At 32.7% G+C, this 18982-nt stretch carries 13 protein-coding genes and 1 pseudogene; all 14 read right to left on the reverse strand.

The features are described from left to right. Positions 1–33 precede the first annotated feature (33 nt). Positions 34–612, reverse strand: a pseudogene (locus HR057_RS09705) (IS21 family transposase); the annotation flags it as partial. Between the two features lie 483 nt (positions 613–1095). Beyond that, entirely contained in the window at positions 1096–2580 is a 1485-nt protein-coding gene (locus HR057_RS09710) for a stalk domain-containing protein (protein WP_173731236.1), read from the reverse strand. Between the two features lie 1084 nt (positions 2581–3664). Next, on the reverse strand, positions 3665–5071 hold the full coding sequence (locus tag HR057_RS09715) for an undecaprenyl-phosphate glucose phosphotransferase (protein ID WP_173731237.1): 1407 nt from the start codon (positions 5069–5071) through the stop codon (positions 3665–3667). Between the two features lie 117 nt (positions 5072–5188). Further along, a complete protein-coding gene (galU, locus tag HR057_RS09720; RefSeq protein ID WP_173731238.1) occupies positions 5189–6082 on the reverse strand; it encodes a UTP--glucose-1-phosphate uridylyltransferase GalU in 894 nt (297 codons plus the stop codon). Between the two features lie 217 nt (positions 6083–6299). Then, positions 6300–7166 carry a glycosyltransferase family 2 protein gene (locus HR057_RS09725; RefSeq protein WP_173731239.1) on the reverse strand — a complete coding sequence of 289 codons (867 nt, stop codon included), beginning with the start codon at positions 7164–7166 and terminating at the stop codon, positions 6300–6302. Between the two features lie 52 nt (positions 7167–7218). Then, a complete protein-coding gene (locus HR057_RS09730) occupies positions 7219–8316 on the reverse strand; it encodes a glycosyltransferase family 2 protein (protein WP_173731240.1) in 1098 nt (365 codons plus the stop codon). After that, positions 8313–9164, reverse strand: coding sequence for a dTDP-4-dehydrorhamnose reductase (rfbD, locus tag HR057_RS09735; protein WP_173731241.1), 852 nt, complete (start codon positions 9162–9164; stop codon positions 8313–8315). The genes HR057_RS09730 and rfbD overlap by 4 nt, the downstream gene beginning before the upstream one ends. Before the next feature lie 3 nt (positions 9165–9167). After that, on the reverse strand, positions 9168–10187 hold the full coding sequence (gene rfbB / locus HR057_RS09740) for a dTDP-glucose 4,6-dehydratase (protein WP_173731242.1): 1020 nt from the start codon (positions 10185–10187) through the stop codon (positions 9168–9170). A 15-nt stretch (positions 10188–10202) separates the two neighbouring features. Further along, positions 10203–10754 (reverse strand): dTDP-4-dehydrorhamnose 3,5-epimerase, encoded by a 552-nt coding sequence (gene rfbC / locus HR057_RS09745; RefSeq protein WP_173731243.1) that lies wholly within the window; start codon positions 10752–10754, stop codon positions 10203–10205. Positions 10755–10778: 24 nt separating this feature from the next. Then, positions 10779–11648 carry a glucose-1-phosphate thymidylyltransferase RfbA gene (gene rfbA / locus HR057_RS09750; RefSeq protein ID WP_173731244.1) on the reverse strand — a complete coding sequence of 290 codons (870 nt, stop codon included), beginning with the start codon at positions 11646–11648 and terminating at the stop codon, positions 10779–10781. Between the two features lie 25 nt (positions 11649–11673). Then, on the reverse strand, positions 11674–12651 hold the full coding sequence (locus tag HR057_RS09755; RefSeq protein WP_173731245.1) for a glycosyltransferase family 2 protein: 978 nt from the start codon (positions 12649–12651) through the stop codon (positions 11674–11676). A 250-nt stretch (positions 12652–12901) separates the two neighbouring features. Then, positions 12902–14032: a glycosyltransferase family protein gene (locus tag HR057_RS09760; protein WP_173731246.1), complete on the reverse strand. Its 1131-nt coding sequence runs from the start codon at positions 14030–14032 to the stop codon at positions 12902–12904. Between the two features lie 220 nt (positions 14033–14252). Further along, positions 14253–17684 (reverse strand): glycosyltransferase, encoded by a 3432-nt coding sequence (locus tag HR057_RS09765; RefSeq protein WP_173731247.1) that lies wholly within the window; start codon positions 17682–17684, stop codon positions 14253–14255. After that, positions 17685–18974, reverse strand: coding sequence for an ABC transporter ATP-binding protein (locus HR057_RS09770; protein ID WP_173731248.1), 1290 nt, complete (start codon positions 18972–18974; stop codon positions 17685–17687). Positions 18975–18982: the final 8 nt, after the last annotated feature.

Raw genomic sequence — 18982 nt, forward strand, 5'->3', positions numbered from 1 at the left:
CGCTGCAACCTTCTGCATTTTTCACTTGCAAAAAACACTCGGAACTCTACCCATGTAATGGAACATCCTTTTTAACCCTTCCAAGAAACATTCTCTGTTTTGAGAAGGCATGACTTGAACATATGCTGCATTACTATATGGAAATGAGAGAACAAGGAAAGGGAGATTCATATGTTCACCCTTATAGATAAAAGGGGCTTCACCAAAATCTACTTGAGCTGTTGCTGGTTTGGCTTCTAAAGGCAACGCTGCTGACTCACTTTCTTCCAAAAGTTCCTTTTTCCTTTTAGATACATAAAGCCGAACCGAACGATCTGATCCTGTAAAACCAAATTGTTCTTTTAACATCTCAAACATTCTCTTTGCTGTTCTTCGATACTTTTTCTTCTTTGTTAAGTCCTCTTTCAACCATTGGTCTAATATATGTTTTACAGGATCCATGACCTTAGCTTTTCTCTTTTGTTTTACCTTGGAGGCACTAAAATCCTCCATCTCCGCATATTTCTTAACAGTTCTTGGATCACGGTTCATTCTTTTGGTAATCTCAGAATAAGAACATCCTTTGTGATTGGCCTCATGTCTGATATAATTTATTTCAGCCACTGCTAACATCTCCTTAAATACCTCCCGTTGAACTTGTTAGCCCAACTAGGAGGGTAGTGTATTTGGGGAATGTTGGCAAGTGGTTTTTTTGTCCTCGAAGAACTACATAAATTAATTGCCAAACGTTACATTTTTATTTTGCCATATACAGATCCTCTCGATTCATTCGAACTGATATTTTTCCATAATTACTTTGTTAAAATATTGTTTCATGATTTCGAATCCGTTTCTATATGAATTCTTTATATTACAGCGGTTTTTTAACAAGTTTTTGAGAACAAGATTTATGAATAAAAAGAGGAACTTTACCCAAAATTGGGAAGTTCCTCTTTAACATTCATACAGTTTTTTCTTTTTACTTGAATTTTGAATCATTCTATCTCTCAAAGCCGATGCAATAATACCTTCAAAAAAGGAGGATAAATATACAAATAAGTCTTTATCGGTTGACACAGCTTGGTCTAACACTATACAGCTTTAATTGCTTAAAACCTAATTTCCGCCACCTACTGCAAGCCAAGGCTTCTCATATTGGATTTTTAATAATTCTAGGTTTGCAGCTATATCAAACATGTTTTGCTTAACAGTGTCAACTTGAACATTAACTTCCATTAAATTTACTAATGGAACCAAACCTAAATCATATTTTGTTTTCAAAACTTTTTGATTCTGTTCCAAATCAATAAGTTTTGTTTTCAATATTTCATAGTTATTTTCCAAATCTCTAATTTTATGGTAAGTGTCTCTAATTGATTTTTCTAGATTTTTCTTTTGCTCAGATAAAGTTAATTTTGCCTTTTCAACATTTAACTCTGTTACTGTGTAAGAATCAGTATTTGCCGGATTGTTAAATACATAGGTATCTAAAGCGCTTTGTGCTATCTTTACATTTTCTTCATAAAGTTTTATGTAAACACTATCTGATAATGTTTTCGTTACATGATAGTCTACATCCGTTTCAAACTCACCTACATATTTCGGTACATCAATAAGGTTAAAACGGGAATTTAACGGGTTACCAACAAGTTGATTAAAGTTATCGTATGCTTTAGCTAATGCATCTTGTGCCGCTTTAAATTCCTTTTCTTTTTCTGAAAGAGCATTGTTTGCAAGAATTAAATCTGTTTCACTTAATAAACCTTGCATTGCCTTTTGTTTGTTAATATTGTTTTGAACTTTAGCAAGCTCCAATTGTTTTTCTAATAACTTCAGTTTCTCTTCTGTTTGTAAAATAGTATTGTATGCATTTTTTACCTGTAAATAAATAGCATCTGTTTTTATAACTAATTGCTTCTCTGCCACTCCCAGTTTCGCATAAGCAGCATTTAAATATGCAACATTTGTTAATATATTATTGAAAACCAAGGTAGAAGTATCATCACGTCTTTCTTCCTCTTGTTGAATTGTTAATAGTTGTGCTTTTATTTCAGGACTATTGTTAATCGCTTTTTCATAAGCTTCCTCGAAGGTAATAGACTTTAGCGTTGATTCTTCTTTTTGATTAGCTTTATTAACTGTTGGCTCATCTTTTGTTGTACCTGGTGACGTTATATTCACTGTTCTCGTATTTTCATCCCAATCAACTTTAGCTCCAAAAGATTCGCTTACAAAGCGTAGTGGAACCATCGTCCGATCGTTAATAATCTTCGCTTCTGTTAGAAGTGAGATTGGTTGGTAATTTTTTAAAGCTTGTTTTGAACCAATTTTTAATTCAAGAATATCGTCTCCTTTTTGTGCAATAACCTTTCGCTCATTTGCATCCCATTTCACTTCAATTCCCATTGATTCAAAAACACCGCGCAACGGAACAAGCGTAACCTCATTATAAATTATTGGTGGTTGTGAAAATGTTTTTTGTTCACCGTCAATGGTTATCCCAGCAGTTGGATACGTTCCCTCAGCTTGCGCATCGGTAAGAGACGGTAGGGTAAGTATTGAAGCACATACAGCAAAGGTAACCATTTTTTTCTTGATCATTAATAGTCAACTCCTATTTGCAGGTATATAATAAAACCATAACTTCATACGAAATGAAGTGTAATGAAGCCAAAATATAGTATTCAGTCCCAGCATATGATCGGTTAAAAGCTTTAGACTTAATTTAAAAAGATAAAACACAGCATTAAAACTCAGCTAAAATAATAGTTTTCTTTTACTCACACCCCTTTATAAAAAATCATTTACAAATTGAATACTATTAAACTGTTTTTGGCAATTAAAAAATGCATGAAATGGCAATTAAATTTATTCTATATCTTGAATAATTATTCGTATCTATAGTCGCTTGACATGGAGCCTCTGCGGGCATGATTTCTTGCAAAGGGGCAAGCCACAATTATATTATGGCTTTGCCAGGCAAAGAAGCCTATCATGCCCGCCACTCCATGTTAAGCGTCAAATATGCAAAAATTTATGCATAACCTTAATTGCCAAACACTACAAAAATTAATTGCCATCAACAATTAAACTTTCATTTTTTTTTTGTAATAAAAAAATGTAGTGCTTAAAAATAAGATATGTATATTTTAATTATATACCATTTCAAAAAAGAAGTGGTTACATTAGGCATATTCATGCAAAGCATTGCGTAAAGTTTGATCCACAAGAAAATATGCCCAATCAATTTAAAGTTTAAGAGGATTAAAATATATAATTGAATATAATTATTATCCTCCCAAGCGAATTAAATTTATTACATAAAACAATCGTTAGTTATTGATTATTTTTCCTCCATTCATTTCATGACACTTCCTTTTATTATTTTATATCATTATAAAAATAAACGACAATGGAAAGGTTTTACAAATAGTTGTAAAAATGATAACCGTTGGAAATTTAGTACTTTTTAATGAAATAGTAGGAATAGTAGAAATGATTGATCCATGTACAAATTTCGACAAATTGACAAGTAGTCTATTATTGGTGGATTACTTTTCATTAAGCTTGCAGTCGTAACTTTAAGCTGGACAAACTCTCTTAAAAGAAAAAAATTGGGTCGATAACCAACACGACCCAACTACCTAAGTCCTTAACAAACAAGGACTATTCCCCTATATATCTCTTAATATGCGTTTTTATTCACAAATCCATTGACAATCGTTTTTAGAATAATTTTAATATCAAACAAAAATGACCAGTTTTCGATGTAAAAAATGTCGTGGACAATCCGGTCTTTAATTGAAGTATCACCACGCAGGCCACAAACTTGTGCCCAGCCTGTAATCCCCGGACGAACATGATGCTTAATCATGTATTTTGGTATTTCTTCTTTAAATCGATCAACAAAGTAAGGACGCTCAGGTCGCGGTCCTACAACACTCATATCACCTTTTAAAACATTAAAAAATTGTGGCAGTTCATCAAGACTAGTTTTCCGTAAAAACGTTCCAAATTTCGTACGGCGCGGATCATTTGCTGTCGTCCATTGTGTATTTGATACACTCTCAGGCATATGTTTCATTGAGCGAAACTTGTACATTTGAAAGGTACGACGATTTAACCCTACCCGCTCTTGTTTAAAAATGATTGGTCCAGGAGATGTTAATTTAATACCAATCGCAATTAATATCATTAACGGTAATGTAATGATAATCGCACAAATTGAAAAAACAATATCGAACAACCGCTTCAACATACGGTTTTGAGCATCATCGAGCGGCACATCCCTAACATTAACCAACGGAATATCACCAAGCGTATCAAAATGAGGGGATGCCGGTAGAATATCATAAAAATCCGGAATAATCGAAGTGCGAACTCCTGCCTTTTCACAAGCCTCTACGATTTGTCGATACTTGTTATGTGCACGAATCGGCAGTGCGACGACCACTTCATCAACAAGTTTATTTTCCAATACTTCAGAAAGCTGTTCTGTAGTCCCAATAATTTCTCCATATTTACTGAGCTCAGGCGGAAAAGATTTCACATAATCATCAAGAAAGCCAATGACCTGAAATCCAAACTCAGGATTCCTCATTAAAGTATCATAATATCGACGGCCAAGCTCTCCAGCACCTATCACTAAGATAAATTGCTTATTATACCCTTTGCGACGCATAGTCCGCAAACTAATTTTCACGAATAAGCGGTAAGAAACAACAAAGATTAAACAGAATGCAAAATATAGGATTAACAAATAGCGCGACAAATCGACAACTTTAAATAAGAAAAGCAAACTCAATAGCATAAACATGCTGAAAATATGAATCTGAAAAACTTTCATCATTTCAAACGCAAATTTTTTCTTACGTTTTGGTACATATATCCCTAATACATACCCAATTGCAATGGCAATAAATCCATAAATAATGCTCCAGAAAAAATATGTTTGAAACGGCAAAACACCATCAAGATTTTCTTTCAAAACTTGAAAACGGAAAAACCATGCCAGTAAAAATGCAATTTGAATGGCAATAAAATCAGCCATCACATACATTTGTGTCAAAAATCTCTCACGTCCACGAATCATTTAGCACCACCACTATTAGACATCGATCAACAATATTTTAACAAATTCTATTAATATTTTGTAGAATTTAAACGCTAGAGCAAATGAAATAAAGCCGCTTTTACTAGTTGAGGTCTACTATTTCTTAACCGTTTTTACTTCTATAATATTTTGTAAGTACTCTAACACATTTTCTCGTAAATCATCACGCTCTAACGCAAATTCAATGGTCGCTTTAATAAATCCCATTTTATCTCCAACATCATGACATTTTCCTTCAAAATGATAAGCAACCACAATCTGTTGCTCATTTAACAGCTTAATAGCATCCGTCAACTGAATCTCTCCACCAGCACCCGGCTTTACTTGATCAAACAAATAGAAAATCTCCGGCCGCAAAATATAACGTCCCATAATTGCAAAATTAGACGGCGCTTCTTCCTGTTTTGGCTTTTCCACCAAATCACCGATTCGAAACACACCTTTATCAATTTCTCCCCCTACAGGCGCTATAATACCGTATTTCGACACATCTTCATCCGACACTGGCTGTACGCCAATGACCGATAAATTAAAACGCTCATACACATCGATCAATTGCTTTAGGGCTGGCTTACCTGTCGAATGAACAATATCATCACCTAACAAAACGGCAAATGGCTCATTGCCAATAAAACTACTGGCACAGAAAATGGCATGCCCTAACCCCTTGGGCTCCTTTTGCCTTATGTAATGAATATTAGCCAAATTACTTATACTTTTTATTTCTTTAAGCAAATCCCATTTTTCCTTCTTCGCAAGCGTCTCTTCTAACTCATACGATTTATCAAAATGATCTTCAATCGCTCGCTTACCTCTCCCTGTTACTACGATAATATCCTCAATCCCGGAAGCAACGGCTTCTTCGATAATATATTGAATCGCTGGTTTATCTACAATTGGCAACATTTCTTTCGGTTGAGCTTTCGTTGCCGGCAAAAAACGCGTCCCTAATCCAGCAGCTGGAATAATCGCTTTTCTGACTTTCTTCATTAACTAAACCCCCACCGTTTACATTTTTATTATATAATGAAAATTAATATCACTTTTACGTTAATCAACCGTTACATTTCCTTGACAACCTTAGATCTATTTTATCAAAATAAATAGGTCAATTGTAGAATAAATGAATTTGTAAACTCGGTAAAAACTCACTAGTTCTTTTCCGAGCAATTAGATTTTTACGTGTTAATGCAAAAAATATTTCCATTTATTTTTTTGTTTTTATTAGATTCAAAACGACAGATAACAAAAACTTCAATCCAATTCCTGTATAAACAAGTCCATTTATAAAAAAGGGATATTTTTTCGAAAAATGTTTACGGTGAAATAAAGCCATCGCACGATGAAATTCGTAGATAATCTTCATGGGTTTCCGTCGGCTGCTTGCTCCTTTATAATGAATGATTGATGTGTATGGATAGTAATAAATATCCCAACCTGCTTTTTTAATGCGGTAACACCAATCAATATCTTCACCATACATGAAAAACTCCTCATCCAATAAGCCAACCTGCTCAATCACATCACGGCGTAAAAGCATAAAAGCACCTACTAAACAATCCACTGGATAATCTTTATCTGGGTCGAGATGACCTAAGTGATATTGATTGAAGCGAGGACTAGTTGGAAAAAGTTTCGCAAGTCCTGAAAAATAATAAAAGGATGCTTCTGGTGTCGGAAAACCACGTCGACATGCTTGATCTAACGTTCCATCAGGCAAAACAACCTTGCAACCGCTCGCTCCAACCCTCGGATGAGCTTCCATAAAATCAAGCATCACTTCAAGCGTATCCTCTTGGATGATTGTGTCTGAATTAAGAAGCAAAATATAGTTCCCTTTGGCTATTCGAATCGCTTGATTATTCGCTTTAGAAAAGCCGACATTTTCTTTGTTTTCGATCATCGTTATTTGCGGAAACTCTTTTCGAAAAGCTTGGACGGATCCGTCCGTAGAGTTGTTGTCAACTAACAAGATTTCATAAGAATACCGTGTTTTTGATTGAAATACGGATCGAATGGCATCCAATGTCAACTGCTTTGTATTAAAATTAACAATAATGATACTTACATCCATGTATATTCCACCTAACGCTAAAAACTTTAACAAATCATTTGTATCAGCCATCTTACCAAATGCCTTTAAAATAACGATAGACGCTAGAATACGGAACTTTTCGATATTTTTTTATCCATTTTCGTTTGTTCTTCATTGCAGAAAAGTTATTTGAAAAATCCTTCCATGCACTTAACAACTCTTTTTCTTTTAAAATCGCATATCCAAGACTTAAAATCTCATAAAATAAAATAACTGGTAGATGTAGCAACATATATAAAAAAGAATCATTTTTGAGAATTGTATAATAGCGGTTGATGTAAGAATGCTTGCGGATTTTAAGTGATATTTCCGACCGTTTTTTTTCACCTTGCCAGCCTCTTTTATGGGTTGCAATGGCTTCAGAAACAAAGATGGCTTTCCAGCCAAACAGCTGTGCTCGCCATGCCGCATCTACATCTTCCTTATATGCAAAAAATGTTTCATCGAAAAACTCACCGTTGATCGATAGGTCGTCAATCATTTGCCTTCGATACATTGCCGCTGCACCGGATACACCGAAAATTTCTGTCTTACGATCATACTGTCCTCGATCCATTTCACCAGCCCCACGGTCAAAAGCACGGCGATTTTTCTTCATTATTAGTCCGGTACTGTCCAACACTCTATTTTCTTTGCCTTGAGAATTTTTCCCCTCCCTAGATCCTGTTGCCATACTTTGCTCTACTCGTTGACCTTTTAGCTCATGCATTGAATCATTTTGGGGGTGATATGAACTGCTTGAAATGTGCATATTCTCACTTATATCACGATACAGCTTTCCGGTGGCCGAACCTATCCGAGCATCCCGCTCCATCGCATGAACGAGATGATACACATAATCCGGATGCAACACTACATCCGGATTAAGAACAAGCACATAGTCTGATTTTGATAACTGAAAAGCTTGATTATGACCTCCAGTAAAACCGGTGTTCGTATGATTTTCAATCAAAACTATTTCCTTAGAAAATAAACTACTTTTAACTTTTTGAATAGTGGTATCTTTCGAACCGTTATCAATTACAATGATCTCAGAAACCGGATAAGATTGGCGTTCAACTGATTTTAAGCAAGCAATAATATCTTCTTCACTGTTAAATGTGACAATCTGAACGGCAACTCTCTTCATGATGGTTGCCCCAGTTCTTTCAGAAAACTTTTCAATGCTTCTTTCCAATGGCGCAATTCGGTAAAACCATTGACCCGTATAGCCATGTTGCCCAACACTGAATACGCAGGACGAGGTGCTGGTCTCGGGAATTCCAATGTAGTTAAAGGTTTTACATTTACATCTATATTTGCTTCTTCAAAGATCGCTTTGGCAAACTCATACCAAGAACAATAGCCCGTATTCGTACAGTGATAAATGCCGTACTTTTCTGTTTGAATTAATTCAACTAAAAATTTTGCTAGATCAACCGTGTACGTTGGTGAACCGATTTGATCTTGAACGACTCCCAGTTCTTGTTTCTCTTTTGCCAACTTAAGCATAGTCTTTACAAAATTATTGCCATGTTTACCGTAAACCCATGCCGTTCGTACAATAAAATATTTTAAACTAAGTGTTTTGACCATTTCTTCACCGACGTACTTCGAATGGCCATAAATGTTAAGCGGATTCGTTTGTGAATACTCGTGATAAGGGGATTCCCCTTTTCCATCAAACACATAATCCGTACTAATGTAACAAAGCTTAGCTCCAACGGATGCAGCGGCTACAGCCACATTTCTTGTTCCAAATGCATTGACTAAGTAAGCCTGCTCCTGATCGGTTTCCGCTTGATCCACCTTTGTATAAGCAGCTGCATGAATAATCACATCAGGCCGAATGTCCCGAATAATATATTGAACCGCTCCTTGATTTGTAATATCAAGCTCATCACGACCGAAAGCAAATACTTCAATATTCGATAAGGATAGCTCCTTGACAACATCAAACCCCAATTGTCCTTTTGCTCCTGTTACTAGAACTTTCATTATTTATTCTCCCAATCTTTTCGAGTACTGCTTTTCATAATACTGTTGGTAATCACCAGAAATAATATTTTCCCACCAATCTTTGTTATTGAGATACCACTGGATTGTTTGTTTAATACCTTCTTCAAAGCTATATTTTGGTTTCCACCCTAACTTTGTTCGCAATTTTGTGGCATCAATCGCATAACGACGGTCATGTCCTAGACGATCATCAACAAATTTTATCAATGACTCAGACTTTCCAAGCTCTTTTAAAATAACCTTTACAACTTCTATGTTTGTTCTTTCATTATTGCCGCCAATATTATAAACCTCTCCAACCTGTCCAATATGAAGAACTAAATCGATGGCTTGACAATGATCGAATACGTGTAGCCAATCCCGGACATTTAGACCATCACCATAAACAGGAAGCGGCTTATCGTTAAGAGCGTTTATAATCATTAAAGGAATCAATTTTTCAGGAAAATGATAAGGACCATAATTATTTGAACATCTTGTAATATTTACAGGAAGTCCATATGTTTCATGGTAGGCTCGAACAAGCAAGTCAGCCCCGGCTTTACTTGCACTATATGGACTATTAGGCGCTAAAGGTGTTTCTTCTGTAAAATAACCTGTATCCCCTAACGTTCCATATACTTCATCGGTCGATATTTGCAAGTATTTTTTTACTTGATACGTTTTTGCAGCATCGAGTAAAACTTGTGTTCCTAAGACATTTGTTTTTATAAAAATTTCTGGATCAGAAATGCTTCGGTCCACATGGGATTCCGCAGCAAAATTCAAAACATAATCAAATTGCTCATCTTCAAATAATTGATGAATAAACGGGCGGTCGGAAATATCCCCTTTTACAAACTTGTAATTCGGTTTATTTTCAATATCTTTTAAATTACTAAGATTGCCTGCGTATGTTAATTTATCGAGATTTACAATCTGATAGTTTGGATATTTATCTACCATATAACGAATGAAATTGCTTCCAATGAACCCCGCCCCGCCTGTAACAAGTACTTTCATTTGAATGATTTCCTCCTAGAACGAAAAATTATTTTCTGCATCTTTAAGAAGCGGATGCACTTGATCTTTTTCAGAAAGCACTGGATCTGAAACAGGCCAATCGATCCCAAGCGCAGGGTCATTCCAAAAGATCCCACGATCATGTTCAGGGGAATAAAACTCATCCACCTTATAATTCACTTCCGTATGTTCAACCAAAGTGCAATATCCATGGGCAAACCCTTTCGGAATTAAAAGTTGGCGCTTATTATGCTCACTTAAGATCACACCAACCCACTCGCCAAATGTCGGCGATCCTTCACGGATATCAACAGCAACATCATAAATAGCTCCCCTTGTGCAGCGCACTAACTTCGTTTGGGCTTTCGGCTCCAATTGGTAATGCAGTCCTCTTAGAGTACCTGCAGGAATGGATAGCGAATGGTTATCTTGTACAAAATTGATATCTAGACCGAATTCTTGAAATAACTTTGCATTATATGTTTCCATGAAAAAACCGCGATGATCACCAAATACTTTTGGTTCTAAAATCAGGACACCATCTAGTTTTGTTTTTGTAATCTTCATCATTTCACCTTATTCCCGTATCTATTAATATCTGTTAGCGAGTTTTAATAAATATTGACCATACCCATTTTTTTCTAAAGGTTTCGCTAATTTTAATAATTGATCTTTTGTAATGTATCCTTTATTAAAGGCGATTTCCTCAATACAAGCCACTTTTAAGCTTTGCCGCTTTTCGATTGTTTCAATAAATTGGGAAGCTTCAAGAAGCGATTCATGGGTACCTGTATCAAGCCACGCAAATCCCCGCCCTAAAAGTTCAACATGCAAATCTCCTAATTCCAGATATGCTTTATTAACGTCTGTTATTTCTAATTCGCCTCTTGCAGACGGCTGAATACTTTTGGCAATATCTATCACTCTATTGTCATAAAAATACAGACCGGTCACAGCATAATTCGATTTTGGCTGCTTCGGTTTTTCCTCAATTGAAATAACCTTTCCTTCCTTATCGAATTCTACAACACCAAAACGCTCCGGATCATTTACATAATAACCAAAAATAGTCGCTTTGTTTTTACGCTGTGCCACTTTTTCTAATAAGCCTGTAAACCCATGCCCATAAAAAATATTATCTCCTAAAATTAAGGCAACATGATCATTACCAATGAAACCCTTACCAATAATAAAAGCTTGCGCAATCCCATCCGGGGATGGCTGAATGGCATAAGACAATGACAACCCTATATCGGAACCATCCCCAAATAACTCTTGAAATCTTGGTGTATCTTTCGGAGTGGAAATGATTAAGATTTCTCGAATTCCAGCCAACATTAAAACAGATAAGGGATAATAGATCATAGGTTTGTCGTAAACAGGCAGCAATTGTTTTGTTATTGTACGAGTAATTGGATATAACCGGGTTCCACTTCCACCAGCGAGGATGATTCCTTTCAAAATAAAACACCTCAAAAATACTTTTTTATTTTTTCTTATTAAATAGAAACATTATAAGTAAAAATCCAATATTTCGTATTAGACCATTTTTTCTAAACCGATAAACGCATATATCCACTAACCTTAACAACCTATTTTTTTCTAATAGTTGAATGAATGATTTAATAAGATAAAATTGTTCTTTTGATAATTGACTATTATATACTGTTATAAATTGTTGAGCTTGCTCTATTATTTTCTTTACAGACTTAAAAGCCTCTCTATATTTAGATTTAGTAAAAAATTGTCTAATTGAATATTTTTTTGCACCTACATTATTTCCACTATGTTGACGATATAAAACAGTAGGTTTATAGATATGATTTATTCCACCATATAAACTAGCTACTAACGCAATCCACCAATCATGCATTATTGCTTTTTGAGGAATATTTTTAACCAATTCCTTTAGATGTTTATTAATCATCATCGTACATCCAGTGACAATGTTTTGAGTGAGTAAATTATTTAATTTATTATACTTTGGATTTAATTTTTGATATTCCCAAAATGACCTGGAGATAACCTTTAAATCATTGTCAACAACAGTCAAATCTGTGTGAACTAATAGAGGGCTATTTGGAAATTCTTTTTCAAGTGATAGCATTTTTTTTATTGTTATTTCAACCTTATCACTTAACCAAATATCATCTTGATCACAAAACATAATATAAGGTGCACTAGAATATTCCAATAACTTTGAAAAACTTTGACAAGGTCTTAAGTTTTGAAAATGATCTTGAATAAAAATAACTTTTTCGGGGTATTGATTCATAAAATCATTGATAACTGAAATTGTATCATCATTTGATCCGTCATCCCGGATAATGATTTTCCAATCTTGATAGGACTGATTTAAAATTGACAATAATAACTCAGGTAAATATTTACTACCATTATAAGTTGAAAGTAGAATATCAACTTTATTAGAATTATTATTTAAACCATTAATATTTTTTTTCATAGAATCTTTACCTTCAGTTCAATATAAAATTTCTATTAGCATATATTAACAACTTTAGTTATTTACTGTGGGACTTCAATATTTTAATAGTATCTAAATTGGCTTTTTCATATTTTTATAATTCTGTTTGAAGCAAATCTAATAGTCCTTCCATTAAAAGTAAAAAAGGCATAAAAATTAATATGTGTGTTAAATTTTACTTATTTGACATTTAATTTTAATTACGAAAAACAATAGATTTAAAATAGATTTATGTATTGTCCAGAGTATCTTTAATATATTTATCCATTATTTTTGATTGTATATATTCTGCCCTACTATTCCAACAATTTTCTTTAATAAAACCATATAATTCAGATTCTGTTTTAAACGGTTTTTCTAGTGTTACATTCTTTACAATATTAATCAGTTCATGATATGAATTATATAAGTAGAGGTATTTCGAAAACCTTCTTGTTTCAATACTATTTACCGCAATTGTTGGTTTATTACAACTAAGATATTCATAAACTTTTACCGGATTAATTGTATTAATTAAATCGTTTAATTTAAATGTATATAAACAAACATCAAATTTTCTTATTACTGAAAATACTTCTTCTTTTCGTATTGGGTCATAATAAAGTATATTTTGATTATTGCTCTTTTTTATGTTATTCCTTCCTACTAATACTATTTTAATATTTTTGTTTAATTCTAAAATTTTATAAATTGCCTCATAGTCAAACCAATGATCAATTGTACCAATATACCCAAATACGGTATAACCCTTCTTTTTTAAATTATCTATTTTTTTGGTTATCTCATTTTCTATTTCTACATATAAAGTATTTAAGTCCACTGCATTATTAACAACAAAAACTTCTTTATTTTTAATAGATATTTCAGAATAAAAAGAACAACTAGAAATAAAAATTAAATCTGATCTATTAATTAACTGCTTTTCATACTTTATTAATAATAACTTCATTAGTGGATTTTTTGTTAATGATTGATATTCATCCATTTTATCGTAAATAATTATTTTACTTTTTATATTCTTTATAATTGGAAAATACATTGGACTTCCCAGCCAAATCATATCACATTCAGTAAGATATTTATACAATTTAATTTTTTCATGTAAGGAATTAATACCAGTAAAGTCAAATAGTTCAATAACTTTTGGTAACCTAAACATACCTGAAGGAGTTACTATTTTAAGGTTTCCTAACATTTTATTGGAATCTAACTTTTTTTTCCATTTTCCTTTATTACTTAGGAAACTCAACGAAGGTTCTATATAATAAACTTCAAATTTTTTTGATAATTGTTCTGCCAAATGTTGGGGTCGCTGTTTCAAATCGTCCCAGTATATGGGAGAAAAATAAGCAATCTTCACAAAATCCCCTCTTTCAAATTTCAACATTTTATTCCATTTATTTTTACTGTACCTAAATGCCTATGATATTAAAATATTAATAGTGATATAAAGGGGCTATCTTATAAAGAAAATCCCCTATGCTGTCAAGATTCCTAACATATCAAGAGTATAAATGATAGAAAGGAGCACCCCATTCGTCGACAATGCGACTTTGAAACTGCCCCTTTCTAACATAAAGCTAAATAATATCATTTTTGAAATAAAATTCTCTATTTTCTAAATCTCGCTCTTTTAGGTCAATTAAATCACAATAGGCCTGAAGTAAACATCTTTTATGAAAAATTTCATATTCATTTTTATTTTTTTCTTCCATTTTTGAGATTTCTTCTTTTATTATCTGGACATGTTGTTTATCACTATCAATATTAAAATCCATTGGAAGATATAAATCTTTTTGTAATTGATAATTGGTTAGAATACCAGCACGCAATGTTTTTCTTACATGTTCTTTTGTATACCGCTCTGGATCTACATCATGAATTACAAATGATTTTGGATTTAATCCAACCTTAAATCCAATTTCTTTCATTAGCTGTGAAACGACAATTTCTTCACCGCCAGAATAATCATTTCCTTTTCTACCATAGGAAACTCTAAAGCCTCCTATTCTATATAGAGCTTCCGACCTAATAGCAAAATTTGCCCCATAAGGAAATTCCCAATAGTTTTCCACTTCAATATATTTATCACTATTAATAATAAACTGGCTCCATAAAGCCTCTGATCCAGGAACAACCACTTGAGGAGTTGGATTTGGAATATTTAAAACAATATTTCCTCCAATTACCCCCGCTTCTGGATGTTCCTCAAAACATTTGTAAGTTTCTTCAAGAAGGTTGGGATTTGCAATCGCATCATCATCAATATATAAAATAATCTCACCAGATGCTTCAAACATACCAACATTCCTTGCGTAAGACAATCCCTTCAAAGGAGCCACAGTATATTTAATAAAATCTTTTGGTAATGAATATTCTTCAATCAAATCGTTTATCATATCAAATATTTCAAAATTTGAATAGTCATTGTTTACTACAATAATTTCATACTCATCTTTTGACATCGATTGATTAATAACCGCTTTTACTGCATTCAATAATTTTTCAGACCTTTTATATGAACAAATTATAACTGATAATTTTTTTCTATAACTTTTCTCCTGTTCAATTAACCCTTCAATAGCATGCGCATGTTTGCTTTTAATTTTGGCATCGATAAATGCAAATACAGAAGAAACATCCTTTGCAAAAAACCATCCCTTATAGTTTTGCAGTTTCGGAAGAGAAATACTACCATTTAAAGTCAAATAAACATCCCAATTATCAGTAATTTCAGGGAGTTCAACCTGAGAAGCAGGTGTTATTAGTATTTTATATAAATTCCTTTTTTCTTGTTTTACGAATTCATAGTTTCCAGTAGAATAATTAACATATACTACTGGATTTCCAATATTTAGTTCTGGCAATTTATTATATTGATTAATATCAAGAATAAGATGTCCTTTGCTTAAAATTGTTTCTTTCAATTCATCAATAAAAGGACCCTCACCATCGATTATCCATATTAATGATGATAAATAGAAATCTCTTCTAAAGTCATCTAACACCATAAGTTTATATCTATTAGCAGTAATACCTAATTTTTTATCTTGAGCTGTTAATGATTTCTCATGAAACCTGTAATCATATATTGGTTCCTTGAACTTAGTATGTTTTAAATTAAATAAAGAATTAATTTGCATCCAATAATCATAGTCTTCTAATGTATGCTTATACATCGAATAGTCTTCAATGACATATGCTACTTGAGACCGATACATAAAAGCTGCCCCAATTGTATTATTAGGGTATACATTTAATTCGTAAGCTTTCTTTGGAAGATTTACAATAGAACTTCCCTTAGGTTCTTCATACCAACCATGATTTTTAATTAATTCTCCTTGATTATCTATAAGCCTCATATTTGCGTATATCATTGCCAAGTTGATATCTGATTTTAGCTCTTTAACCATTTTTTCTAAAAATTCAGGGTGCAGTATATTATCAGCACTGGTCCAAGTATAGAACTCACCTTGTGCAAGTCTAAATCCTCTAGAAAGTGTTCTTGGTATCTTTCTATTTTCTTGATGTATTACTTTAATTCTATTATCTTTCTTAGCAAATTCATCGAGTATACTCCCAGTATTATCTGTAGAGCCATCATTAATAATTATTAACTCAAAATGCTTATATGTTTGATTTAGAATACTATTTATTGCTTCTGCAACCATATCCTCTCCATTGTATACCGGCAAGACTATCGATACGAGTCCTTCTTTGTAAGGAACTTTAAGGTTTTTTAAATTAAGATTATAATTTTTATTCCTAGCAACCTTATAGCTAACAAATTTATATTCATACCAGTTTAGTTTATTATTTTCTTGTTCATTTCCCTTATTTGTTACTTTATAATCTCTTCCTTGAAATAGTTTTTGCTTTACTTTTTTTAAAAGTATTCTGAGACCGTATTCCTTCCAAATTGAGATTGCTTTAAATACAGGATTTTTTTGCCTATTGCTTCTTTTGAGCAGTTTATAAATATACTTAATAGGAGTATTATCTCTCAACTTATAATATCTTGTTGCAATCTTCCAAAAATCCGAAGCATATATATGGTTTAACTGAATAATAGCATTATTCAATTCGCTTTCTTTTTCGTTCACCAAATTCGATAATTTTTCTTCGTTTTTCTTAAGCTCTGTGATAATATTTTTTAGAGTTAAAATTTCTTTTCTATAAACTAATAATTGTTTGTTTTCTTCAAGTAGTCTTTCAATTTCCTCTTCAAATACTTTCTTTTCTCTGTTTATAGAGCTGATAATTTCCTCTTTGCTATTAATAATATTTATTAATGTTGTCATTTGCTCTTCTTTTTCTAATTCCATTTTTTTTAATCGATCCTCTAACAAAGGAACATCATTAATTAAAGAATCAACTGTTAAATTTTCAAGATTTACTACCTCTCTGTTGGCATAAATAATTAAAAGTTGCTTTCCATACCAATACGAAGGATTCAGCTTAGATGCATCATACTCTTTTATATATACACACTGGAAATTCTCAATATTTATCGGGAAGCTGTGATAATCGAAAGTAAAAAAATGTTCATCTATCCGTTCATATTCTTGAAACGGAACTAATAATGCTAAATAGCATTTCGTTTGGCTAAGCATTTCTTTGACTAAAGATAGGGGATCAGTAAAATGTTCTAAAGTATTTGAGGAAAACACCAAATCATATTGTTGATTTAACTTATCAATACTTGTACAAATAAAATGATTGTCAGGATAATATTTCTTAGCTTTTTCGATTGCCGACTCAGAGAAATCAATTCCCACTACTTTCGATTTGGGAAATGCCTTAGACAATATTACAGTTCCATCCCCACTAGCGCAACCTGCATCACAAATACTGAGTTCTCTACTTTGAACATCTTCAATTAACCATTTTGGAAAAAGATCGAGTGCAAGATTATAAAAAAATGTTGTTTGTTCTCTACCTTGACACTCTTCCCAATCGTTTTCAAATCTATAATTCCAGTAATGTTTACTATTAATTGTTAAATCTCTCATTTAAACATGCTCCTCTAATAATTGTAAATCTTGATCTACTGGTATATTTACCAATCCAAAAATAGATTCTTTTGAATAAACCTTAAAGTATCTGGCTCCTTCGATGTATTCAAAATAGTTAATACTTGGATCTTGTCGATTTTCTATTGCAACAACTAGTATATAATCCCCATCTTTAAGATAGTTTGTAAATTCAAATGTAACTATAGCCTCGCACCCATTTTTTGTAAATTTAATCTTCCCTTTATCATATGTTGTTGATACTAATATATCAATCCCTAACTTATTTTTAATGGAAAATGCTACACTTAAATAGTCTAAGTCAATATTCTCTGGTATCGTAAATAGGATTTTTATTTGTATTTTCTCTCCTATTTCAAAAACTTCTTTATCTATACCATGGTTGTTTAAAATGCGGATACCCTTAATTAATCCAATATGACTGCCCCAGTGATTTATTGAATCATCAATTATAAAATTATTTTTATGTGTAAAAGATGCTTCGGAAACTTCATTGACTTCAGTTAATACTTTCTCTGTTTCTAAAGTATTTTTATCCCCCTTCATGAATTCCATGAAGTCAGCTGTAACACTTACAGTGTCTCCTATCCTTACAATTTTTCCATCATTTATCCACATTACACGATCACAAAAATTTCTTATGCTTATAACATCATGACCTACAAATAAAATCGTTATCCCTTTATCTTTTAAATCTTTAAAACGGTTAAAACATTTTGATTGAAATTTCAAATCACCAACTGCTAGAGCTTCGTCAACTATTAAAATATCTGGATCAACATGTATAGCGACTGCAAATGCTAAACGTGCAAACATACCACTTGAATACATTTTTACTGGTTGATTAATAAATTCCCCTATATCTGCAAAAGAAATAATACTTTCCAAACGAGTTTCCATTTCTTCTTTTGATATACCCATCAAAGTTCCATTTAAATATATGTTTTCAATCCCAGTAAGTTCAGGATTGAAACCAGCACCAAGTTCTAATAATGCTGCAACTTTTCCACGCTTGTGTATAACACCACTTGTAGGAGTTATAATACCAGTTATAATTTTTAATAGTGTCGATTTTCCTGAACCATTACGACCAATGATCCCTAATGTTTCACCTTTTTTTACCCGAAAGGTAATATTGTCAAGAGCAGTAAAGGTGGTGTGATATTTTTTTCTTAATGGGTGTAAAGTTTCCTTAAGTCTATCTGAGGATTTGTTATATATTTTATACACCTTACTTATATCATTTACTTCTATAGAATATTCATGCATTTTAAGCT

Source organism: Calidifontibacillus erzurumensis (assembly GCF_013303125.1).
Taxonomy (GTDB): Bacteria; Bacillota; Bacilli; order Bacillales; family Bacillaceae_J; genus Calidifontibacillus; species Calidifontibacillus erzurumensis.